23 protein-coding genes are annotated in these 20973 nt (G+C 61.1%); 16 read left to right on the top strand and 7 right to left on the bottom strand.

What is annotated here, in order from left to right:
- The first annotated feature begins 8 nt into the window (after positions 1–8).
- From IAE39_RS12475 to IAE39_RS12450, 6 genes are all read left to right on the top strand, one after another.
- Positions 9–557: an Rnf-Nqr domain containing protein gene (locus IAE39_RS12475; protein ID WP_201202759.1), complete on the top strand. Its 549-nt coding sequence runs from the start codon at positions 9–11 to the stop codon at positions 555–557.
- Positions 554–1528 carry an RnfABCDGE type electron transport complex subunit D gene (locus tag IAE39_RS12470; protein ID WP_201202758.1) on the top strand — a complete coding sequence of 325 codons (975 nt, stop codon included), beginning with the start codon at positions 554–556 and terminating at the stop codon, positions 1526–1528. Before IAE39_RS12475 ends, IAE39_RS12470 begins: the two co-directional genes overlap by 4 nt.
- Positions 1525–2127, top strand: a complete 603-nt coding sequence (locus IAE39_RS12465) for an RnfABCDGE type electron transport complex subunit G (protein ID WP_201202753.1) — start codon at positions 1525–1527, stop codon at positions 2125–2127. Before IAE39_RS12470 ends, IAE39_RS12465 begins: the two co-directional genes overlap by 4 nt.
- Entirely contained in the window at positions 2120–2644 is a 525-nt protein-coding gene (locus IAE39_RS12460) for an Rnf-Nqr domain containing protein (RefSeq protein WP_201202746.1), read from the top strand. The genes IAE39_RS12465 and IAE39_RS12460 overlap by 8 nt, the downstream gene beginning before the upstream one ends.
- A gap of 4 nt (positions 2645–2648) precedes the next feature.
- Positions 2649–3287: an endonuclease III gene (gene nth / locus IAE39_RS12455; RefSeq protein WP_201202745.1), complete on the top strand. Its 639-nt coding sequence runs from the start codon at positions 2649–2651 to the stop codon at positions 3285–3287.
- A gap of 104 nt (positions 3288–3391) precedes the next feature.
- The gene (locus tag IAE39_RS12450; protein WP_012273877.1) at positions 3392–3568 is read left to right on the top strand and encodes a PA3496 family putative envelope integrity protein; all 177 of its coding nucleotides are present in this window, start codon (positions 3392–3394) and stop codon (positions 3566–3568) included.
- A gap of 56 nt (positions 3569–3624) precedes the next feature.
- Here the strand turns inward: IAE39_RS12450 and IAE39_RS12445 are convergent, their stop codons facing one another.
- On the bottom strand, positions 3625–4248 hold the full coding sequence (locus IAE39_RS12445) for a response regulator transcription factor (protein WP_201202744.1): 624 nt from the start codon (positions 4246–4248) through the stop codon (positions 3625–3627).
- 369 nt (positions 4249–4617) lie between these two features.
- On the opposite strand from IAE39_RS12445, the gene IAE39_RS12440 reads away from it, so the two are divergent.
- Positions 4618–5091, top strand: coding sequence for a hypothetical protein (locus tag IAE39_RS12440; RefSeq protein WP_201202743.1), 474 nt, complete (start codon positions 4618–4620; stop codon positions 5089–5091).
- Positions 5092–5161: 70 nt separating this feature from the next.
- Here the strand turns inward: IAE39_RS12440 and IAE39_RS12435 are convergent, their stop codons facing one another.
- Positions 5162–6379: an argininosuccinate synthase gene (locus IAE39_RS12435; protein ID WP_201202741.1), complete on the bottom strand. Its 1218-nt coding sequence runs from the start codon at positions 6377–6379 to the stop codon at positions 5162–5164.
- 361 nt (positions 6380–6740) lie between these two features.
- On the bottom strand, positions 6741–7733 hold the full coding sequence (locus IAE39_RS12430; protein ID WP_201202740.1) for a flagellar protein MotY: 993 nt from the start codon (positions 7731–7733) through the stop codon (positions 6741–6743).
- Positions 7734–7863: 130 nt separating this feature from the next.
- On the opposite strand from IAE39_RS12430, the gene pyrC reads away from it, so the two are divergent.
- Together pyrC and rnt are read left to right on the top strand one after the other, a co-directional pair.
- Entirely contained in the window at positions 7864–8910 is a 1047-nt protein-coding gene (gene pyrC, locus IAE39_RS12425; protein WP_201202738.1) for a dihydroorotase, read from the top strand.
- A gap of 59 nt (positions 8911–8969) precedes the next feature.
- The gene (gene rnt / locus IAE39_RS12420; protein WP_236548543.1) at positions 8970–9581 is read left to right on the top strand and encodes a ribonuclease T; all 612 of its coding nucleotides are present in this window, start codon (positions 8970–8972) and stop codon (positions 9579–9581) included.
- A gap of 178 nt (positions 9582–9759) precedes the next feature.
- On the opposite strand, the gene IAE39_RS12415 is transcribed toward rnt, so the two are convergent.
- Positions 9760–10362 carry a peroxiredoxin gene (locus tag IAE39_RS12415; protein ID WP_012273884.1) on the bottom strand — a complete coding sequence of 201 codons (603 nt, stop codon included), beginning with the start codon at positions 10360–10362 and terminating at the stop codon, positions 9760–9762.
- A gap of 224 nt (positions 10363–10586) precedes the next feature.
- Between IAE39_RS12415 and IAE39_RS12410 the strand changes: the two genes are divergently transcribed.
- Together IAE39_RS12410 and bfr are read left to right on the top strand one after the other, a co-directional pair.
- On the top strand, positions 10587–10805 hold the full coding sequence (locus tag IAE39_RS12410; RefSeq protein ID WP_003254947.1) for a bacterioferritin-associated ferredoxin: 219 nt from the start codon (positions 10587–10589) through the stop codon (positions 10803–10805).
- A 199-nt stretch (positions 10806–11004) separates the two neighbouring features.
- Positions 11005–11478, top strand: a complete 474-nt coding sequence (gene bfr, locus IAE39_RS12405; protein WP_016488782.1) for a bacterioferritin — start codon at positions 11005–11007, stop codon at positions 11476–11478.
- A gap of 57 nt (positions 11479–11535) precedes the next feature.
- On the opposite strand, the gene grxD is transcribed toward bfr, so the two are convergent.
- Positions 11536–11871, bottom strand: a complete 336-nt coding sequence (gene grxD / locus IAE39_RS12400; protein WP_201202735.1) for a Grx4 family monothiol glutaredoxin — start codon at positions 11869–11871, stop codon at positions 11536–11538.
- A 91-nt stretch (positions 11872–11962) separates the two neighbouring features.
- Positions 11963–14071, bottom strand: coding sequence for a molybdopterin-dependent oxidoreductase (locus tag IAE39_RS12395; RefSeq protein ID WP_201202729.1), 2109 nt, complete (start codon positions 14069–14071; stop codon positions 11963–11965).
- A gap of 382 nt (positions 14072–14453) precedes the next feature.
- Between IAE39_RS12395 and argF the strand changes: the two genes are divergently transcribed.
- A complete protein-coding gene (gene argF, locus IAE39_RS12390) occupies positions 14454–15374 on the top strand; it encodes an ornithine carbamoyltransferase (protein ID WP_201202724.1) in 921 nt (306 codons plus the stop codon).
- Positions 15371–16480 (top strand): ABC transporter ATP-binding protein, encoded by a 1110-nt coding sequence (locus IAE39_RS12385; protein ID WP_201202722.1) that lies wholly within the window; start codon positions 15371–15373, stop codon positions 16478–16480. Before argF ends, IAE39_RS12385 begins: the two co-directional genes overlap by 4 nt.
- Positions 16481–16600: 120 nt before the next feature.
- On the opposite strand, the gene ybaK is transcribed toward IAE39_RS12385, so the two are convergent.
- Entirely contained in the window at positions 16601–17071 is a 471-nt protein-coding gene (gene ybaK, locus IAE39_RS12380; RefSeq protein WP_016488787.1) for a Cys-tRNA(Pro) deacylase, read from the bottom strand.
- Between the two features lie 303 nt (positions 17072–17374).
- Between ybaK and IAE39_RS12375 the strand changes: the two genes are divergently transcribed.
- The 3 genes from IAE39_RS12375 to glpR all read left to right on the top strand — a co-directional run bounded on the left by IAE39_RS12375 (position 17375) and on the right by glpR (position 20795).
- Entirely contained in the window at positions 17375–18226 is an 852-nt protein-coding gene (locus IAE39_RS12375; protein WP_201202720.1) for an MIP/aquaporin family protein, read from the top strand.
- A gap of 50 nt (positions 18227–18276) precedes the next feature.
- Entirely contained in the window at positions 18277–19776 is a 1500-nt protein-coding gene (gene glpK / locus IAE39_RS12370; RefSeq protein WP_201202719.1) for a glycerol kinase GlpK, read from the top strand.
- Positions 19777–20039: 263 nt separating this feature from the next.
- Positions 20040–20795 carry a DNA-binding transcriptional repressor GlpR gene (glpR, locus tag IAE39_RS12365; protein ID WP_201202717.1) on the top strand — a complete coding sequence of 252 codons (756 nt, stop codon included), beginning with the start codon at positions 20040–20042 and terminating at the stop codon, positions 20793–20795.
- Positions 20796–20973 lie beyond the last annotated feature (178 nt).

Genomic DNA, 20973 nt, shown 5'->3' with positions numbered 1-20973 from the left:
GTCATCTCATGAATGACTACATCCTGGTACTGATCAGCGCCGCGCTGGTCAATCATCTGTGCCTACACCAACAGCCACTGCCCAGGCTGCAACTGCATGTGCACGGTTTGACCTGCGCCCTGTGCATTGCCCTGGGTGTGATCGGCGCTCAGCTGCTGGCTCAAAGGGTGCTTGCCCCGTTGCATATCCAGGACCTTGCCCTGTTCCTGTTGTTGCCCTGGCTGGCACTGCTCGCCTGGGGCATGCCATGGCTCCTGGCCAAATGGCGACCGGCCTGGCCCGTAGCGGGGTTGCCAGCACTGCTGTCAAGCAACGCCGTAGCGCTGGGGCTTGCCTTGCAGCTGGCCAGCGATGACAGCCCATGGCAAACCACACTGCTGCAAGGCCTGCTGGCCGGCGCCGGCTTCTGGTTGGCACTGGCTTTGTTCGCCGACCTGCGCCAGCGCACTGAGCATGCCGACGTCCCTGCCGCACTGCGCGGCCTGCCCATCGAACTGATCGATGCCGGCGTGATGGCGATGGCATTTTCCGGTTTCAACGGGCTGTTCACCCAATGATCGCCCAACCCGACCCGCGACTACGCACTACCATGGGCCTGGTCCTGCTGGCCTGTTTGCCTGGCCTGCTTGCCCTGCTGTGGCTACATGGCTGGGGGGTGCTGCTGAACCTGTTGTTGTGCGCCAGTGCGGCGCTGCTGTGTGAAGCCGCACTCTTGAAACTGCGCGCCCAACCCTTGAACGCAACGCTGAATGACGGCAGCGCTCTGGTAACTGCCGTGTTGCTGGCCGCCTCCCTTCCCACACTCGCCCCCTGGTGGCTGCCAGTGGTCGCGACAGGCGTGGCCATCGGCATCGGCAAGCAGGCCTTCGGCGGTGTCGGGCGCAACCTGTTCAACCCGGCCATGGTCGGTTATGCCTTTGTGCTGCTGAGTTTTCCGCTACAGATGAACCATTGGCCAGGGCCGGTACCTGGCCTGCTCGACAGCGTTCAGCAGGTGTTCGCTGGCGGCGATCAGATCGACGCCTGGGCCCGGCCGACGTTGCTCGACGGCCTGCGCCACAACCGCAGCCTTACCATTGACGAGCTGTTCGCCAGCCACCCTGGCTTCGGCAACATGGGTGGGCGCGATAGTGAATGGGTCAACCTGGCATTTCTGCTGGGCGGCCTGTTCCTGCTGCAGCGCAAGGTGATCAGCTGGCATGCGCCGCTGGGCGTGCTGGCAGGGCTGTTCGTGTTCAGCCTGATGGGCTGGAACGGATCGGGCTCGGACTCGAACGGCTCACCCCTGCTGCACCTGTTCTCCGGTTCGACCATGCTGGCCGCGTTCTTCATTGCCACCGAGCCGGTATCCGGCCCCAGAAGCGCATGGGCCAGGCTGTGCTTCGGCCTTGGCGCCGGGCTACTGATTTACCTGATTCGCACATGGGGCAGCTACCCGGATGGTACCGCGTTCGCCATCCTGTTGATGAACCTGGCGACACCGACTCTCGATCGCCTCGCCCTGCGGCGCCTGCAGGCCGCCCGATGAGACACCCGACACGTGATGTAGGCCTGCTGCTGCTGACAGCGGTACTGGCAATAGCGGCCACCTTGGCATGGCGGCAATGGACCAGCCCGGCCATTGCCAGCGCCGAGACGCAACTGCAAAGCCGCCAAAGACTCGCTGTGCTGCCCGCAGGCAGTTATGACAACCAGCCGCTGGACAGGCCGTTGCCAAGGCCCGCCGCACAACGGCCCAACAGCCGTATCCTGGCAGCTTACCGTGCCACGCTGGCGGGCAAGCCAAGCGCCATCATTCTGGTCACTCAGACGCCAGGCTATAGCGGCCCGATCGTGCTCAGTGTCGCCATCGCCAATGACGGTCGACTGATCGGCAGCCAAGTGGTCGAGCAACAGGAAAGCCCGGGGCTGGGCGCACGCCTGGGTGACCCGCAACTGAAATGGCTGGGGCAGTTCGCCAACCATCAGTTGGGTGATCACTGGGCACTGAAGCGAGACCAGGGTGACTTTGACCAGTTGGCCGGCGCAACCGTGACCTCGCGCGCCGTCATCACCGCCTTGCAGGAGGCGCTGGGCTATTTTGATGAGCAACGCAGCGTACTGCTGGAAGGCAGCGCACATGAATAGGTTCTACCTGCTGGCAGCTAGCCTGATCCCCCTGCTGGGTGCCACCCGCACGGTGCGTGAGGGCGCCACCATCGGCCTGTGTGCGCTAGTCACAGTCGGCCTGCACCAACTGTTACTGGCGTCCCTGCGTCAGCGCCTGGCCAGTTGGGCCTATGTGCTGGCCAGCCTGATACTGCTAGCAGCCCTGGCCAGCTGCTTGCAAATGGCCCTGCATGCCTGGTGGTTGCCTATGGCGCTTGCCCTTGGCCACTACCCCGCATTGTTGTGCCTGCAATGCCTTGCCTGCGACCACTTGCTGCCCCGCCAAGGCCGCTGGCGCCTGCTTGCAGGATACCTTTGCGCCTTTTTTGCAAGCTGCCTGCTGCTCGGTGCCAGCCGCCAATGGCTAGGCGAGATTGCCGGCCTGCACCTGGCCAGCCTTGCGCCCGGTGCGCTGCTACTGCTCGGACTGCTGTTGGCCTTGTACAATCGCCTGCGTCCGGGCCCTGCCCACCCACGTCGTCAAGGAAAGCTCTGATTTCATGAATGCCGCCAAACGCCTGGAGATTTTTCGCAGGCTGCATGAAGACAACCCCGACCCCAAGACTGAACTGGCCTACACCACACCGTTCGAACTGCTGGTGGCGGTCACACTGTCCGCGCAATCCACCGACGTCGGGGTCAACAAGGCCACCGCCCGCCTGTTCCCCGTCGCCAATACCCCGGAGGCTATCTATGCCCTGGGTGTCGAAGGCCTTAGCGAGTACATCAAGACCATCGGCCTGTACAACAGCAAGGCCAAAAACGTCATCGAAGCCTGCCGGTTGTTGATCGAGCTGCACGACAGCCAGGTGCCACAAACCCGCGAAGCCCTGGAGGCGCTGCCGGGTGTTGGTCGCAAGACTGCCAATGTGGTGCTCAATACAGCGTTCCGCCAACCGACCATGGCGGTGGATACGCATATCTTCAGGGTGAGTAACCGCACAGGCATCGCGCCCGGCAAAACAGTACTGGAAGTGGAAAAGAAACTGGTCAAGTTCGTACCAAAAGACTACCTGCTAGACGCCCACCACTGGCTGATCCTGCACGGGCGCTATGTGTGCCAAGCACGCAAGCCAAGGTGCGGCAGCTGCAGGATCGAAGATTTGTGCGAGTACAAGCACAAAACCTCCGATGATTGAGGCGATAGCTGAAAACCGCTCTGCGCGATTGAAAAAATCTTTTTTACCAGCGTCTGCTTTCTGGTTATAAGGACGGCCAATGGCCCCTTGCCTTGGAGCGACTCATGAGTACCGATAAAGACGACCTGTCGATCGAAGATGATTTTGTTGCCGCAGACGATGACGCAGAGCCCCAGGTAGAAACCGCAAAGACCAACCTGAGCAAACGCCGCACCATCGACAACATGCTGGAAGAACGGCGCCTGCAGAAGCAGCTGGCCGACTTCGACTACGACCTGTAACGCTCACCCCGTTATCTGGGCTAAGCCCCCTGCGCGGAGGCTACAAGGCTTGGCGCTCAGCTCAGGCCTTGTCGTTGTGCCAGCTCGATCAGGTCGACCAGCGACCGCGCATTGAGTTTGAGCAACAGGCGCGACTTGTAGGTACTCACCGTCTTGTTACTGAGGTACATGCTGTCGGCTATTTCCTTGTTCGAACGCCCGCGCGCCAGTTGTTGCAGTACCGTCATTTCCCGTGCCGAAAGGCGGTTGACCATATCCACTTCGCTACCTGCGTTCCTGCCGCGTGACGCATGCATGGCCTGGTTGGGGAAGTAGCTGTAACCCGACAACACTGCCTTGATTGCACTCAGCAGCTCGGTAAGTTCCTGCTGCTTGCACACGTAACCCGCCGCCCCCGCCTGCATGCAGCGCATCGAAAAGTTGCCCGGGGCCTGAGATGTCAGCACCAGTACCTTGCTGCGCGGGCTGAACGCTGCCATGCGGGCAATCACCTCCAGGCCATCCAGTTTCGGGATACCGATATCCAGTACCACAATATCCGGCAGGTGTTGCCGTGTCAGCTGCAGCGCCGCCACCCCGTTGTCGGTCTCCGCCACGACGTCATACCCATGCCGCTCCATCAGCATGCGTACGGCAAGGCGTATGACCGGATGATCATCCACGATAAGCACTTTATTCATGCGATATCCATTCATTCATTGTTGTGGCCTTGGCCCGCCAAGATAACCGACAGAAGGCCCGCTGGCGCGGCGATTTGCCGACGAAACTCATACGCAGACAAAACCTACAACATTTGCAGAAATTTCCTACGCATCATTACTATCGTTGTAACAAGTCACTTCTTTATTACCGAATTCACGGTATCACTTGCCTGCGAAAGGTCGCCAGTTGATAAATGAACGTCAGTTGCAGAAATGTCCGACTCAAGCGGGTTGAAAAGGCAAGGCCACATGATTTACTGGCGGTTACTCCTCACCTGGAAAGCAGTCCAGTTTTAGTTGAGTACCGTTGTAGGGTAAAGATGGGCAAAACCGCTGGAGATGGCCCCCATGACCCAAGCACAACCTGTTGCCCCGCTGACGATCATTGCCATCTTCGCGGGGATTATCGAAGCCTCCGCCCTTGCCACACTGCCGTTTCTCAGTGAGTCCAGCCAAAAGCTCTACACCTGGTTCCTGGTAGGCTTTCCGTTTTTCCTTACAGCGCTGTTTTTTCTTACACTCAACTTCAATTACAAGTCGTTCTACAGCCCAGCACCGGGCGAAACGGCAGATGACGGTGCGACAACCCCGAACAGTGTGGCCACTCCTGACATGGCCCACGCGGGGCTGTCGGGCGACCCCGTCACCTTCATGTTCTCTGGCCCCGACGCCTATCGCATGATGGAAAAGCAGCTCTTGCTTGCGCTTGCCCAACCGCCCGTGCCCTCGCGTATCTGGCGATTTTGCAACCTGGAGAAACGTCAATGTGCGCAGTTGTCGATCAGTGCTCTTGAGAGCGATGGCATCACCCAGTCCAGTTGAACGCCTTTGATTTCAAGCAGGCAATAAAAAACCCGGCATGCGCCGGGTTTTTTATTGCACAAACCAGCAATCAGAGCAGCGAACGGCCCTTGTTGGCAGCAATGCGCATACGCAGAGCGTTGAGCTTGATGAAGCCAGCCGCGTCTGCCTGGTTGTAGGCGCCGCCATCTTCTTCGAAGGTAGCGATGTTGGCATCGAACAGCGAATCGTCCGACTTGCGGCCGACCACGGTGACATTGCCCTTGTACAGTTTCAGGCGCACCACGCCATTCACGTTGACCTGCGAAGCATCGATCATCTGCTGCAGCATCACGCGCTCCGGGCTCCACCAGTAGCCGGTGTAGATCAGGCTGGCGTACTTCGGCATCAGCTCATCTTTCAGGTGAGCGACTTCACGGTCCAGGGTGATCGACTCGATGGCACGGTGTGCCTTGAGCATGATGGTACCGCCTGGAGTTTCGTAGCAGCCACGCGACTTCATGCCGACGTAACGGTTTTCGACGATATCCAGGCGGCCGATGCCGTTAGCACCACCGATGCGGTTCAGGTCGGCCAGGACGGTGGCCGGGGACTTCTCTACGCCATCGATGGCAACGATGTCACCGTTGCGGTAGGTGAGCTCGATGTAGGTGGCCTGGTCCGGGGCGTTCTCAGGCGAGACGCTCCACTTCCACATGTCTTCTTCGTGCTCGGTCCAGGTATCTTCCAGGACACCGCCTTCGTAGGAAATGTGCAGCAGGTTGGCGTCCATCGAGTACGGCGACTTCTTCTTGCCGTGGCGCTCGATCGGAATACCGTGCTTCTCGGCATAGTCCATCAGCTTTTCGCGGGACAGCAGGTCCCACTCACGCCATGGCGCGATCACTTTCACGCCTGGCTTCAGGGCGTAGGCGCCCAGCTCGAAGCGCACCTGGTCGTTGCCTTTGCCGGTGGCACCATGGGAAATGGCATCAGCGCCGGTTTCATTGGCGATTTCAATCAGGCGCTTGGCGATCAGCGGACGGGCGATGGAAGTACCCAGCAGGTACTCGCCTTCGTAGACGGTGTTGGCGCGGAACATCGGGAACACGAAATCACGCACGAATTCTTCGCGCAGGTCGTCGATGTAGATCTCTTTAACGCCCATTGCCTGGGCCTTGGCACGGGCCGGCTCGACCTCTTCGCCCTGACCCAGGTCAGCGGTGAAGGTCACCACTTCGCAGTTGTAGGTATCCTGCAGCCACTTGAGAATCACCGAAGTATCAAGGCCGCCGGAATACGCCAGTACGACCTTTTTTACGTCCGCCATGCCATCACTCCACGGGGTTGTACGGAAAGGGATCGATTCTAACGACGTTGCGGATAAATTTACAGTGGGGCGACAGCTTCTGACGACAAAGCGACAAGAACTTTCGTAGGGGCGACGGGCGGTCGGGGGAAGTGCATGTGTTGAGGTTGCATCAGGGCAACAGGGTTCACCGCAACATTTTCAGCGCCTGTGAAATCGAGCGCCGCAGATGTTCACCGAAACATTTTCATAGGCGCTGAAAATGTTTCGGTGAACACCTGCGGCGCTCGATTTCACAGGCGCTGAAAATGTTGTGGCAAACACCTGTTCGCCTTGATGCAACCTCAAGGCATGCACCACCAACAAACAAACCAACCAGACCTCAGGGCGCCTTCGCCCCCGGCACGCCCGAGGTCGGAGCAGCTTGCGAACCGGCTGGACCTGGAGCTGGAGCTGCCGCTGGAGCAGCCGCTGGCACCGGAGCCACAGCCGGCGCCGCCTGCTCCACCGGTTTCTGCGCCACCACCACCCGCTCCAGCTCAATATTCACCCGCCGATTCCGCGCCCGGTTCGCCGCACTGTTGTTCTTCGCCAACGGATACCGCTCACCATGGAAGCGCACGGTAATCTGCTCGTCCGCCACCCCATGAGCCTTGAGGTAATCGGCTACCGACAACGCTCGGCGGCGCGACAGGTCGCGGTTGGTCAGCCGGTTACCACTGTTGTCGGAATGGCCATTAAGCTCGATATGGTTAACCGTCGGGTCGGCCTTCATGTAATCAAGGATCACGTCCAGCCTTGCCTTGGCCGCGTCATCCAGCTCGATTCCGCCCCCCGGGAAGCCGACCTGGGTCTGGCGTACCTGGTCGTAGTTCATCGGCAGCAGCTTGGCGGCACACACCTGGTAGTCGCTGTAGGCCTTGGCGAAGCTGACCGGCAACACCCGGACTTCCATCGGCCTGCCTGCCTCGCCGGTGTAGTTGCGCACCACCGTGCTGCGGCCATCGAGCAAGCCATTGATCAGGCGGCTGGCCTGGCCTTGGGACGAGCTGAACAGCACACCGGTGCGGGCCAGGCGCACGCTGCCCAGGTTGATATCGCCACGCCCAGGCTGCCAAGGCGCTGCTGCCGCCAGCAGGCTGGCGCTGCCGCCCCCCAGCACATTGCTGGCCGAGCGCAGCTGGAACACCGGCTGCTCGCCCGCCCGGCGCACGAACTCACCACTACCGAAACCGTCGATCGGCTGGATCAGGCGGCATTCGAACTGGTCACCCTCGACTTTCCAGGCAATGTTCTCCATGCGCGTCTGGAAAGTCAGTGCACCGGCCGGCAGGCTGGCGAACAGGGTCAACAGGGCTAGGTAACGCTGGCGCACAGGCGGCTCCACAAATTCTGACGGCTTACCTGCAGGCTATCGGACGCCGCCCGGAAAACTTGATAGCCGCACTCGCCCTTGGGTTTTCCGGTAGTATTGGCGCTTGAGTTCGACCCGCCTGGAATCCCCAATGTCCGATCGCCTGACCCTCCTGCGCCCCGACGACTGGCACATCCATCTGCGCGATGGTGCCGTCCTGCCCCACACCGTTGCCGACGTGGCGCGCACCTTCGCCCGTGCCATCATCATGCCCAACCTGGTGCCACCGGTGCGCAATGCCGCCGAAGCCGGCGCCTACCGTGAGCGCATCCTCGCCGCCCGCCCGGCCGGCAGCCGTTTCGAGCCGCTGATGGTGCTGTACCTCACCGACCGCACCAGCCCCGAGGACGTCCGCGCGGCCAAGGCCAGCGGCTTCGTTTACGCCGCCAAGCTGTACCCGGCCGGCGCCACGACCAACTCCGATTCGGGCGTGACCAGTATCGACAACATCTTCCCGGCCATCGAGGCACTGGCGCAAGTTGGTATGCCTCTGCTGGTGCATGGTGAAGTGACGCGCAGCGAGATCGACGTGTTCGACCGCGAGAAGCGCTTCATCGACGAACATATGCGCCGTGTGGTCGAGCGCTTCCCGACGCTGAAGGTGGTGTTCGAACACATCACCACCAGCGATGCTGCGCAGTTCGTGACCGAGGCTCCGGCCAATGTCGGCGCGACCATCACCGCCCAGCACTTGCTGTACAACCGCAACCACATGCTGGTTGGCGGCATTCGCCCGCACTTCTACTGCCTGCCGATCCTCAAGCGCAACACCCACCAGGTGGCGCTGCTGGACGCGGCCACCAGCGGTAACCCGAAATTCTTCCTCGGCACCGACTCGGCGCCGCACGCCCGTCACGCCAAGGAAGCCGCCTGCGGTTGCGCCGGCTGCTACACCGCCTACGCGGCCATCGAGATGTACGCAGAAGCGTTCGAGCAGCGTAACGCGCTGGACAAGCTGGAAGGTTTTGCCAGCCTGCACGGCCCGGCCTTCTACGGCCTGCCGGCCAACACCGACACCATCACCCTGGTCCGCGAAGAGTGGACCGCTCCGGACAGCCTGCCATTTGGCGAGCAGACCGTAGTTCCGCTGCGCGCCGGGGAAAAACTGCGCTGGCGCCTGCTGGAGGAAAACGCGTGAGCGAAGACCTCTACGAAGACGACCTGGACACCCAGGGCAACAGCGGTTCACGCCACCCGATGGCCGAGCGCTTCCGTGGCTACCTGCCGGTAGTGGTGGATGTGGAGACCGGTGGCTTCAACAGCGCCACTGATGCCTTGCTTGAAATTGCCGCCGTCACCATCGGCATGGACGAGAAAGGCTTCCTGTTCCCCGAGCACACCTACTTCCACCGGGTGGAGCCATTCGAGGGTGCCAACATCGAGCAGGCCGCGCTGGAATTCACCGGGATCAAGCTGGACCACCCGCTGCGCATGGCAGTCAGTGAGGAAAGCGCGCTGACCGACATCTTCCGTGGCGTGCGCAAGGCGCTCAAGGCCAATGGCTGCAAGCGGGCGATTCTGGTCGGCCACAACAGCAGCTTCGACCTGGGCTTCCTCAATGCCGCCGTGGCGCGCAATGACCTGAAGCGCAACCCGTTCCACCCGTTCTCCAGCTTCGACACTGCCACCCTGGCCGGCCTGGCCTATGGCCAGACCGTGCTGGCGCGGGCCTGCCAGAGCGCCGACATCGACTTCGACGGGCGTGAGGCGCACTCGGCGCGTTACGACACCGAGAAAACGGCCGAGCTGTTCTGCGGCATCGTCAACCGTTGGAAAGAGATGGGCGGCTGGCGCGACTTCAACGACTGAGTTGCTAAACCATTCGCGGGTAAACCCGCTCCCACAGGTTCCCTGCTGGCCTCAGCTATTGTGCAATCACTGTGGGAGCGGGTTTACCCGCGAAGAGGCCTGAACAGGCGCTGCAAGCCTCAAATGACAAGCACAAAAAAACCGGCCACCAGGGCCGGTTTTTTTATGCGCGTGGCAATTACAGCTTGCCAGCGTTCTCGCTCAGGTAAGCAGCAACGCCTTCTGGCGAAGCGTTCATGCCTTTGTCGCCTTTTTTCCAGTTGGCAGGGCAGACTTCGCCGTGCTCTTCGTGGAATTGCAGGGCGTCGACCAGGCGCAGCAGCTCGTCCATGTTACGGCCCAGTGGCAGGTCGTTGATGATCTGCGAACGCACAACACCGTTGGTGTCGATCAGGAAGGCGCCACGGAAGGCTACGCCGCCTTCGGACTCTACGTCGTAGGCTTTGCAGATTTCGTGGGTCATGTCGGCAGCCAGGGTGTATTTCACCTGGCCGATACCGCCGTTGTTGACCGGGGTGTTACGCCAGGCGTTGTGGGTGAAGTGCGAGTCGATCGACACGCCGATCACTTCAACGTTGCGCGCCTGGAAGTCAGGAATGCGGTTGTCCAGGGCAATCAGCTCGGACGGGCAGACGAAGGTGAAGTCCAGCGGGTAGAAGAACACCAGGCCGTACTTGCCCTTGATGGCCGAGGCCAGGTTGAAGCTGTCGACGATCTCGCCATTGCCCAGCACGGCCGGGACGGTGAAATCGGGGGCTTTCTTACCAACGAGTACGCTCATTGTAATCTCCTGATGAGGGTGAAAAACCGTTTGCCGGGCCAGACGGGCTTGCCCGACATCCAACAAAGGCCGACCATCATACACGGCTTCTGATGACAGGCCGAATCCAACAATCGGGCAACCGCCGGTCGCTCAAGCTCGGCCCTTCCAGAAAGTCCTTTGACAAGCATTCTCATTAACATTAAGCTCCACCCATCGACTTAAACCAGCGATGGTCAGCCCTTATGTATGTGTGTCTTTGTGTCGGCGTTACCGACGGACAGATCCGCGATGCGATCTATGAAGGATGCTGCAGTTACAAGGAAGTGCGAGCCGCCACCAACGTCGCCAGCCAGTGTGGCAAATGCGCCTGCGTGGCCAAGCAGGTGGTCCGCGAGACCCTGACCGAGCTTCAGGTCAGCCAGGCAGCCCTGCCCTACCCTGTAGAATTTACCGCCGCCTGAAAGCCAGAATTTGAAGAACCGGACCTAGTGTCCGGTTTTTTTATGCCCGAAATTCAACAAGTTAGCGCTCCAACGCGGTTCACAAACATTCTTATTCCTATTAATTTTCACTTATTATTCAATAACTTAGGTTTGACACACTTAAGTATCAGGCTCAAACTTCTCTGTATTGGCACACTTCTACAGGGCAGGAACCCACATGAAAGGCGACGTAAGCGTCATCCAGCATCTCAACAAGATCCTCGGAAACGAGCTGGTCGCGATCAACCAGTACTTCCTGCACGCACGCATGTACGAAGATTGGGGCCTGAACAAACTCGGCAAGCACGAGTACAAGGAATCGATCGACGAGATGAAACACGCTGACAAATTGATCAAGCGTATTCTCTTCCTCGAAGGCATCCCCAACGTGCAGGACCTGGGTAAGCTGCTGATCGGCGAGCACACCAAGGAAATGCTCGAGTGCGACCTGAAACTCGAGAAGAAAGGCCTGGCCGACCTCAAGGCTGCCATCGCGCATTGCGAAACCGCTGGCGACTTCGGCTCGCGTGACATGCTTGAAGATATCCTCGAATCCGAGGAAGAGCACATCGACTGGCTGGAAACCCAGTTGGGGCTGATCGACAAGATCGGTATCGAGAACTACCTGCAGTCGCAGATGGGCGAAGAATAAATATTCGCCACATAAAAAAACCCGCGATCAGCGGGTTTTTTTATGCTTGCCAGAAGATCAGGCTTCGGAAGCCTTGGCCTTGGCAGCAGCGTCCTTGATCAGGGTCTGTAGCTCGCCGTTCTGGAACATTTCCAGCATGATGTCGCTGCCGCCAACCAGTTCACCGGCTACCCACAGCTGCGGGAAGGTCGGCCAGTTGGCGTACTTTGGCAGGTTGGCGCGAATTTCCGGGTTCTGCAGGATGTCGACGTAGGCGAACTTTTCGCCACAACCCATCACAGCCTGCGATGCCTTGGCCGAGAACCCGCACTGCGGGGCATTCGGCGAGCCTTTCATGTAAAGCAGAATGGTGTTGTTGGCAATCTGCTCTTTGATCGTATCGATGATATCCATCTAGCACCTCAGCTGAACTTTCCGACGCGGTCGTCGGCACGGTGACGCATTGTAACGGAAAGCCGAGCAGCATGCTCGGCCTTACCGTTCCTCACGCGGCCTCTACCTGCACGGGCACGCCATTGAGCGCAGCGTTGCCGGAAACCCGGTCGCGCAGGCGCTCATCGGTGAGGTCGTTGGCACTGATGCCCGGCTGCGCCTGGGCGATCTGCATGTGCACACCGTGACGAGCATGGCCGAACCCATGGGGCAGGCTGACCACTCCCGGCATCATGTCCTCGCAGGCCTGCACCTCCACTTCCAGGTCGCCCGTTCGCGAGCGGATACGCACCCGCTGGCCGTCCTGCAACTGCCGCTGCTGGAGGTCTTGCGGGTGCATCAACAATTGGTGGCGCGGCTTGCCTTTGACCAGGCGGTGGAAGTTGTGCATCCACGAGTTGTTGCTGCGCACATGGCGACGACCGATCAGCAGCAGTTCGCCCGGCACCGGTGGTGCTTGTTGTGCCAGGCGCTGCAGGTCATCCAGCAGCACCTGGGGCGCCGCTTCGACGGCCCGGCTGGCGGTGGCCAGCCGTGCAGCGAGGTTGGCGCGTAACGGCCCGAGGTCCAGACCGTGGGGGTAGCCGTCCAGGGTTGCCAGCGAAAGTTGCCACGGCGTTGCCTCACCGTAGCGCCCTTTGCGCAGTGCCAGATCGATCATCTGCGCCGGCGCCCAGGTCGGTTTCAATTCCAGTTCGGCACGCTTGGCGAACGCTTGCGCCAGGCCGACGAAGATCTCCCAGTCGTGCAGCGCCCCTGGCGGCTTGGCCAGGATCGCCCGGTTGAAGCGTGTGACGTTACGCACGGCCAGCAGGTTGAAGGTGCTGTCGTAGTGGTCGTTTTCCAGCGCCGAGGTGGAGGGCAGGATCAGGTCTGCGTGGCGGGTGGTTTCGTTGATGTAGAGGTCGATGCTGAGCATGAATTCCAGCCCCTCCAGCGCAGCATCCAGTTGGCGGCCGTTAGGCGTGGACAGCACCGGGTTGCCGGCCACGGTCACCAGCGCGCGTACCTGCCCCTCGCCGGGAGTGAGCATTTCCTCGGCGAGCGCGGCCACCGGCAGCTCGCCGCCGTATTCGGGCAAGCCCGATACGCGGCTCTGCCAGGCGTTGAAGTGGCCACCTGAGGTGGTCGCCACCAGGTCGACAGCAGGTTCCGTGCACAACGCGCCACCTTCACAGTCGAGGTTGCCGGTCACCAGGTTGATCAGTTGCACCAGCCAATGACACAGGGTGCCGAACGCCTGGGTCGAGATGCCCATGCGCCCATAGCACACGGCCTTGTCGGCAGCGGCAAAATCCCGTGCCAACTGGCGGATCTCAGCGGCTGCGATGCCACAATGCGCACTCATGGCATCGGCGCTGAATGGCGCAATGGCCTCCCGTACCTGCTGCAGCCCACTGACGGACAAGTGCGAGTCACGCGCCAAGCCTTCTGCGAACAACGTGTTGAGCAGGCCGCACAACAGTGCCGCATCGCCACCGGGGCGGATGAACAGATGGCTGTCTGCCATGGCCGCCGTTTCGCTACGCCGAGGGTCAACCACCAGCAGCCGCCCGCCCCGCGCACGCAGGGCCTTGAGGCGCTTTTCCACGTCTGGCACGGTCATGATGCTGCCGTTGGAGGCCAGCGGGTTGCCACCAAGGATCAGCATGAAGTCGGTATGGTCGATGTCCGGAATCGGCAGCAGCAGGCCGTGGCCATACATCAGGTGGCTGACCAGGTGTTGCGGCAGCTGGTCCACGGAAGTGGCCGAGAAGCGATTACGGGTTTTCAACAGGCCGAGAAAGTAGTTGCTGTGGGTCATCAACCCATAGTTGTGCACGCTCGGGTTACCTTGGTACACCGCCACGGCGTTGCGCCCATGGGCTTGCTGAACCGCCCACAACTTTTCGGCAGCCAGGGCGAAGGCCTCATCCCAGCCAATGGCCTGCCATTGCTCACCTGTACGTTTGTACGGCTGGCGCAGGCGATCAGGGTCGTTCTGGATATCCTGCAAGGCCACCGCCTTGGGGCAGACATGGCCACGGCTGAACGGGTCCTGGGGGTCACCCTTGATCGAACTGATCAGCGCCCGCCCGTCGTCTTCGTGGCTGACTTCGATGCTCAACCCGCAGATCGCTTCGCACAGGTGACAGGCACGGTGATGCAGGGTCTTGGTCATGGCCGCCTCTGCGTTGTTATGGTGAGGAGTGGAACGGTGACTATGCGCCTCGCCCCTCCCCCCTGCCAGCGCGCTTCGCCGCGTGAATCCACCGACATCAGGCGCACGATTTGCGACGGCCATTTGCCAAATCGCCAGCAAGCCGTGTACAACCCTGTGTAGCAAATAAAAAACAGCACGGCCCGACGGGTAAAGACACCCTTTGCAACACCCTTTGCGATCCGCCCGCTGTTTCCCCCCTTGGCTTCAGGCGACATTTACTTATAGTATTGCGCCTTTCCCTATTTCGTCCGCCCCGTGCGGCTTACGCCGCAGGTCACTCCCGTTGTCAAAAAAAACCATACGGTCGACCTGCATACCGTTGCAGATAAGGTAGTCAATCATGAGCGCTAGGCACTTTCTCTCCCTGCTGGACTTCACCACCGACGAATTGCTCGGGGTGATCCGCCGCGGCATCGAGCTGAAGGACCTGCGCAAACGAGGCGTGCTGTTCGAACCCCTGAAGAACCGGGTGCTGGGCATGATCTTCGAAAAGTCCTCGACCCGTACCCGCGTGTCGTTCGAGGCCGGCATGATCCAGCTCGGTGGCCAGGCCATCTTCCTGTCGCCGCGCGACACCCAGCTGGGCCGTGGCGAGCCGATCGGCGACAGCGCCATCGTGTTGTCGAGCATGCTCGACGTGGTGATGATCCGTACCCACGCCCACAGCACCCTGACCGAGTTCGCCGCCAAATCGCGCGTGCCGGTAATCAACGGCCTGTCCGACGAATCGCACCCGTGCCAGCTGCTGGCCGACATGCAGACCTTCCTTGAGCACCGCGGCTCGATCCAGGGCAAGACCGTGACCTGGATCGGCGATGGTTTCAACATGTGCAACTCCTATATCGAGGCCGCCAGGCAGTTCGACTTCCAGCTGCGCATAGCTTGCCCTGAAGGCTACGAGCCGGATCAGCGTTTCATGGCGCTGGGTGGTGACCGCGTGCAGATCATCCGCGACGCCAAGGAAGCAGTGCGTGATGCACACCTTGTGGTCACCGATGTCTGGACTTCCATGGGCCAAGAGGAGGAAACTGCACGGCGCCTGGCGCATTTCGCGCCTTACCAGGTCACCCGCGAACTGCTCGACCTGGCGGCACCCGATGTCCTCTTCATGCACTGCCTGCCTGCCCATCGTGGCGAGGAAATCAGCCAGGACCTGCTCGACGACCCACGTTCGGTCGCCTGGGACGAGGCTGAAAACCGCCTGCATGCACAGAAGGCGCTTCTCGAATTCCTTGTAGAACCGGCTTACCACCACGCATGAGTCAACCCCTACTGCTCAACCTGCGCAACCTCGCCTGCGGCTACGGCGACCAGCGCATCGTCCAGAACCTCAACCTGCACCTGAATGCAGGCGACATTGGTTGCCTGCTGGGTTCATCTGGTTGCGGCAAAACCACCACCCTGCGCGCCATTGCCGGTTTCGAGCCGGTGCACGACGGTGAAATCCAGCTGGCCGGTGAAGTCATCTCCCGCGCCGGCTTCACCCTGGCCCCGGAGAAGCGCCGGATCGGCATGGTGTTCCAGGATTACGCACTGTTCCCGCACCTGACCGTGGCACAGAACATCGCCTTCGGCATCGCCAAGCACCCACGCCAGGCCGCTGTCATCGAAGAGATGCTCGAGCTGGTCAAGCTGGGCGGCCTGGGCGGGCGTTATCCGCATGAATTGTCCGGTGGCCAGCAGCAACGGGTCGCCCTGGCCCGTGCACTGGCGCCCGAGCCACAGCTGCTGCTGCTCGACGAGCCGTTCTCAAACCTCGACGTGGAGCTGCGTCGGCGCCTGAGCCATGAGGTGCGCGATATTCTCAAGAGCCGTGGCACCAGTGCCATCCTGGTCACCCATGACCAGGAAGAAGCCTTTGCCGTCAGCGACCAGGTCGGTGTGTTCAAGGAAGGCCGCCTGGAGCAGTGGGACACGCCGTACAACCTGTACCATGAGCCGCAGACGCCGTTCGTGGCCAGCTTCATTGGCCAGGGTTACTTCATCCGCGGCCAGATGAGCAGCCATGAGGCGGTCAATACCGAACTGGGTGAACTGCGCGGTAACCGTGCGTACATCATGGCGCCGGGCAGCTCGGTGGACGTGCTGCTGCGCCCGGACGATATCGTGCATGCGCCAGACAGCCCTCTGCGGGCGAACGTTGTAGGCAAGAGTTTCCTTGGCGCTTCGACCTTGTACCGCCTGCAGTTGCCGACCGGTAGTCAGCTGGAAGCGATCTTCCCGAGCCATAACGACCATCAGGTGGGTGAGGATGTGGGGATTGCGGTGAAGGCCGACCACCTGGTGCTGTTCGCGGTGCCGGGCAGTGTGGCGGCGCAGTTGGCGCGGCAGGAGAATGGTGTTCGTCGGTACAGTTCGGCGACCTGACCCAAAATCTTGGGGCCGCGTTGCGGCCCGATCGCGACACAAGGCCGCTCCTACATGGATCGCGCTCTCCTGTAGGAGCGGCCTTGTGTCGCGATGGGCTGCAAAGCAGCCCCAACAATCTCAGCCCCTACCAATTCCGGCAAATTTACCTTGGGTATGCTCGGCCAGCACCGCCGCCGCCAACTCCACTTCCAGCCCTCGCCGCCCCGCACTGACATGGATGGTCGCAAAATTCTGCGCCGAATCATCGATGAAGGTGCGCAGGCGCTTCTTCTGCCCCAGCGGGCTGATCCCACCCACCAGGTAACCCGTAGCGCGCTGCGCCGCCGCCGGGTCGGCCATCTCGCACTTCTTCACCCCGGCCGCATGTGCCAAAGCCTTGAGGTCCAGCGTGCCCACTACCGGCACCACCGCCACCAGCAACTCACCCTTTTCGCTGCTCGCCAGCAAGGTCTTGAACACCTGCTGCGGGTCAAGCCCGAGCTTCTCCGCCGCCTCCAGGCCATACGACGCCGACTTGGGGTCATGCTCATAACTGTGCACGCGGTGCTCGGCGCGGTGCTTTTTCAACAGATCTAGGGCGGGGGTCATGCAAGGGCTCCGGTCTGGGACGGCTCGGCGGCTACTTTAGGACAATTCCCACATCGCAGCCAGCGCACCGCAATCGCGCACCTCTACCACGGGCATCCCCGGCTGATTTTAGCGACCATTTCGTGACTGGTCGTTCACTTTCGACCTTTGACATCAGCGTTTCTTGTCTATATTTTTTCGTTTCTGAATAAATGGTGCCCTTTTAAGGTGCATTTCCAACATCTGCCCGGGGTCAATGGGGATCGACACCGGGCTTTGCTGTCGAGCGCCACGCGCCTCACAACAAAAAAAACGAGGTCATACATGACGACTGCTCTACGCCAACCCACGCTGTCCAGCCAATGCCTGGCCGAGTTCCTCGGTACTGCCCTGCTGATCTTCTTCGGCACCGGCTGCGTCGCTGCACTCAAGGTTGCAGGCGCCAGCTTCGGCCTGTGGGAAATCAGTATCATCTGGGGCGTAGGTGTGAGCATGGCCATCTACCTCAGCGCCGGTGTTTCCGGCGCGCACCTGAACCCGGCCGTAAGCATCGCCCTCACCCTGTTCGCCGGGTTCGACAAGCGCAAGCTGCCGTTCTACATGCTGGCCCAGGTGTGCGGCGCATTTTGTGGCGCGGCGCTGGTCTACACGCTGTACAGCAACCTGTTCTTCGATTTCGAACAAGCCCACGCCATGCTACGCGGAAGTGAAGCAAGCCTGGAGCTGGCCTCAGTGTTCTCCACCTACCCGCACCCTTCGCTGTCCACCGGCCAGGCCTTTCTGGTGGAAGTGGTGATTACCGCGATCCTGATGGCGGTGATCATGGCCCTGACAGACGACAACAACGGCCTGCCACGCGGCGCCATGGCACCGCTGCTGATCGGCCTGCTGATCGCCGTGATCGGCAGTGCCATGGGCCCGCTGACCGGCTTTGCGATGAACCCGGCGCGCGATTTCGGGCCGAAACTCATGACCTTCCTGGCCGGTTGGGGCGAAATCGCCTTCACTGGCGGACGGGACATTCCGTATTTCCTGGTTCCGGTGTTCGCACCGATCCTTGGCGCCTGTGTGGGTGCCGCGACCTATCGCGGCCTGATTGCCCGCAACCTGCCAACGGCAGCCGCCACAAACCCTGAGACAAATGACAATCGCCAGGGCGATACTCAAGCCAATTGATGCCGGCATCACGCCCAGCCCTGACCCCTATTCTTGCAAGGCCTACGACCATGACAGACACCCAGGATAAGAACTACATCATCGCCCTGGACCAGGGCACCACCAGTTCGCGAGCGATCATCTTCGATCGTGACGCCAATGTGGTGGGCACCTCCCAGCGCGAGTTCGCCCAGCATTACCCGCAGGCGGGCTGGGTTGAACACGACCCGATGGAGATCTTTGCCACGCAGAGCGCGACCATGGTCGAAGCCTTGGCCCAGGCGGGTATCAGCCACGCTCAGGTCGCTGCGCTGGGCATCACCAACCAGCGTGAAACCACGGTGGTGTGGGACAAGGAAACCGGCCGCCCGGTGTACAACGCAATTGTCTGGCAATGCCGCCGCAGCACCGAGATCTGTGCCCAGCTCAAGCGTGACGGCCATGAAGACTACATTCGCGAAACCACGGGCCTGGTCACCGACCCGTACTTTTCGGGTACCAAGCTGAAGTGGATCCTCGACAACGTCGAAGGTGCCCGTGAGCGCGCCGAGCGTGGCGAGTTGCTGTTCGGCACCATCGACACCTGGCTGATCTGGAAATTCTCCGGCGGCAAGGTGCACGTCACCGACTACACCAACGCCTCGCGCACGCTGATGTTCAACATCCACAGCCTGCAGTGGGACGACAAGCTGCTGGAAATCCTCGGTATCCCGCGGCAGATGCTGCCGGAGGTGCGCCCGTCGTCTGAAGTGTATGGCCACACCAAGAGCGGCATCGCCATCGCCGGTATCGCCGGTGACCAGCAGTCGGCCCTGTTCGGGCAGATGTGCGTGGAGCCTGGCCAGGCCAAGAACACCTATGGCACCGGCTGCTTCCTGTTGATGAACACTGGCGACCAGGCGGTAAAGTCGTCCCACGGCCTGCTCACCACCATCGCCTGCGGCCCCCGCGGCGAAGTGGCCTATGCCTTGGAAGGTGCTGTGTTCAACGGTGGTTCCACCGTGCAGTGGCTGCGTGACGAGCTGAAGATCGTCAACGACGCCCTGGACACCGAGTACTTTGCCAGCAAGGTCAAAGACAGCAACGGTGTGTACCTGGTGCCAGCCTTTACCGGCCTGGGTGCGCCGTACTGGGACCCGTATGCCCGTGGCGCGCTGTTCGGGCTGACCCGGGGCGTGAAGGTGGACCACATCATCCGCGCCGCACTGGAGTCGATTGCCTACCAGACTCGCGATGTGCTCGATGCCATGCAACAGGACTGTGGCCAGCGCCTGTCCGAACTGCGCGTGGATGGCGGTGCGGTAGCCAACAACTTCCTCATGCAGTTCCAGGCCGACATCCTCGGCACCTGCGTGGAGCGGCCGAAAATGCGCGAAACCACGGCGCTGGGTGCCGCCTACCTGGCGGGCCTGGCCTGTGGCTTCTGGAGTGGCCTGGACGAGCTGCGTGACAAGGCGATCATCGAGCGTGAGTTCAGCCCGCAGCTGGATGAGTCGCAGAAAGAAAAGCTGTATGCCGGCTGGAAGAAGGCGGTCGAACGTACTCGTGACTGGGAAGATCACGAGGCCTGAAACGCCTGAGCAATACTGCTGGCGACTCGGTGGATGGCACCGGCTACGCCGGTGTTCGCGGCTAAAGCCGCTCCTACAGGGACCGCGCCAACCTGAAGGCAACGCAAAACCTGTGGGAGCCGGCTTGCCGGCGATGAGGCCAGTTCAGGCAGCACAAGAAAGTTGCCCCCGACGTGCGCGCCAATGCGCCATCGTCTACTGGCCGTAGTCCCCTTCCTACGGCATCATTGCAGAATTTGTCCGGCAGCCCCAAAGGACCGCCCATGAATCTGCCCCCACGCCAACAACAAATCCTCGAACTGGTGCGCGAGCGCGGTTATGTCAGTATCGAAGAAATGGCGCAGCTGTTCGTCGTGACGCCACAAACCATCCGCCGTGACATCAACCAGTTGGCCGAGCTCAACCTGCTGCGTCGCTACCACGGTGGTGCGGCTTATGACTCGAGTGTCGAAAATACCGCCTACGCCATGCGCGCCGATCAGATGCGCGACGAAAAGCAACGCATCGCCGAAGCCGTGGCCCGGCAGATTCCTGACCATGCCTCGGTGTTCATCAACATTGGTACCACCACCGAATCCATTGCCCGGGCACTGCTCAACCACAACCACCTGAAGGTCATCACCAATAACCTGCACGTGGCCGCCATTCTCGCGGCCAAGGATGATTTCGAAGTGCTGGTGGCCGGCGGCACCGTGCGCCGTGATGGCGGCGTGGTGGGCCAGGCGAGCGTCGATTTCATCAACCAGTTCAAGGTCGATTTTGCACTGGTCGGTATCAGCGGTATTGACGAAGACGGCAGCCTGCTCGACTTCGACTACCAGGAAGTACGGGTGTCCCAGGCGATCATCGCCAACGCCCGGCAAGTGATTCTTGCCGCCGACTCCAGCAAGTTCGGGCGCAACGCCATGGTGCGCCTGGGGTCGATCAGTTTGGTCGATTGCCTGGTCACCGACCAGACGCCGACGCCTGCCCTTACCCAGTTACTCAATCAGTACAAGATTCGGCTTGAGGTGGTTTAAGGGCTGGCAGGTGTTCGCCGAAGCATTTTCAGCGCCTGTGAGATCGAGCGCCGAAGCGTTCGCCTCGACATATTTAGCGCCTGCGAGATCGAGCGCCGAAGCGTTCGCCGGAGCATTTTCAGCGCCAGTGAGATCGAGCGCCGCCCGCGCGGCGCTTCGCGGCTAAAGCCGCTCCTAC

It is taken from the genome of Pseudomonas sp. S37, assembly GCF_016658545.1.
In the GTDB taxonomy this organism is placed as follows: Bacteria; Pseudomonadota; Gammaproteobacteria; order Pseudomonadales; family Pseudomonadaceae; genus Aquipseudomonas.
Note: the sequence above shows the minus strand (reverse complement) of the source record. Positions and strands in the feature narration are given on the sequence as shown.

Excerpts from the sequence above, each read along its gene's own strand:
- IAE39_RS12470 (WP_201202758.1), top strand. The coding sequence starts at position 554 with ATGATCGCCCAACCCGACCCGCGACTACGCACTACCATGGGCCTGGTC.
- argF (WP_201202724.1), top strand. The coding sequence starts at position 14,454 with ATGAGCGCTAGGCACTTTCTCTCCCTGCTGGACTTCACCACCGACGAA.
- glpR (WP_201202717.1), top strand. The coding sequence starts at position 20,040 with ATGAATCTGCCCCCACGCCAACAACAAATCCTCGAACTGGTGCGCGAG.
- IAE39_RS12375 (WP_201202720.1), top strand. The coding sequence starts at position 17,375 with ATGACGACTGCTCTACGCCAACCCACGCTGTCCAGCCAATGCCTGGCC.
- IAE39_RS12415 (WP_012273884.1), bottom strand. The coding sequence starts at position 10,362 with ATGAGCGTACTCGTTGGTAAGAAAGCCCCCGATTTCACCGTCCCGGCC.
- IAE39_RS12385 (WP_201202722.1), top strand. The coding sequence starts at position 15,371 with ATGAGTCAACCCCTACTGCTCAACCTGCGCAACCTCGCCTGCGGCTAC.
- IAE39_RS12445 (WP_201202744.1), bottom strand. The coding sequence starts at position 4,248 with ATGAATAAAGTGCTTATCGTGGATGATCATCCGGTCATACGCCTTGCC.
- IAE39_RS12460 (WP_201202746.1), top strand. The coding sequence starts at position 2,120 with ATGAATAGGTTCTACCTGCTGGCAGCTAGCCTGATCCCCCTGCTGGGT.
- glpK (WP_201202719.1), top strand. The coding sequence starts at position 18,277 with ATGACAGACACCCAGGATAAGAACTACATCATCGCCCTGGACCAGGGC.
- IAE39_RS12435 (WP_201202741.1), bottom strand. The coding sequence starts at position 6,379 with ATGGCGGACGTAAAAAAGGTCGTACTGGCGTATTCCGGCGGCCTTGAT.
- nth (WP_201202745.1), top strand. The coding sequence starts at position 2,649 with ATGAATGCCGCCAAACGCCTGGAGATTTTTCGCAGGCTGCATGAAGAC.
- bfr (WP_016488782.1), top strand. The coding sequence starts at position 11,005 with ATGAAAGGCGACGTAAGCGTCATCCAGCATCTCAACAAGATCCTCGGA.
- IAE39_RS12450 (WP_012273877.1), top strand. The coding sequence starts at position 3,392 with ATGAGTACCGATAAAGACGACCTGTCGATCGAAGATGATTTTGTTGCC.
- IAE39_RS12410 (WP_003254947.1), top strand. The coding sequence starts at position 10,587 with ATGTATGTGTGTCTTTGTGTCGGCGTTACCGACGGACAGATCCGCGAT.
- rnt (WP_236548543.1), top strand. The coding sequence starts at position 8,970 with ATGGCCGAGCGCTTCCGTGGCTACCTGCCGGTAGTGGTGGATGTGGAG.
- IAE39_RS12475 (WP_201202759.1), top strand. The coding sequence starts at position 9 with ATGAATGACTACATCCTGGTACTGATCAGCGCCGCGCTGGTCAATCAT.
- IAE39_RS12465 (WP_201202753.1), top strand. The coding sequence starts at position 1,525 with ATGAGACACCCGACACGTGATGTAGGCCTGCTGCTGCTGACAGCGGTA.
- ybaK (WP_016488787.1), bottom strand. The coding sequence starts at position 17,071 with ATGACCCCCGCCCTAGATCTGTTGAAAAAGCACCGCGCCGAGCACCGC.
- grxD (WP_201202735.1), bottom strand. The coding sequence starts at position 11,871 with ATGGATATCATCGATACGATCAAAGAGCAGATTGCCAACAACACCATT.
- pyrC (WP_201202738.1), top strand. The coding sequence starts at position 7,864 with ATGTCCGATCGCCTGACCCTCCTGCGCCCCGACGACTGGCACATCCAT.
- IAE39_RS12440 (WP_201202743.1), top strand. The coding sequence starts at position 4,618 with ATGACCCAAGCACAACCTGTTGCCCCGCTGACGATCATTGCCATCTTC.
- IAE39_RS12395 (WP_201202729.1), bottom strand. The coding sequence starts at position 14,071 with ATGACCAAGACCCTGCATCACCGTGCCTGTCACCTGTGCGAAGCGATC.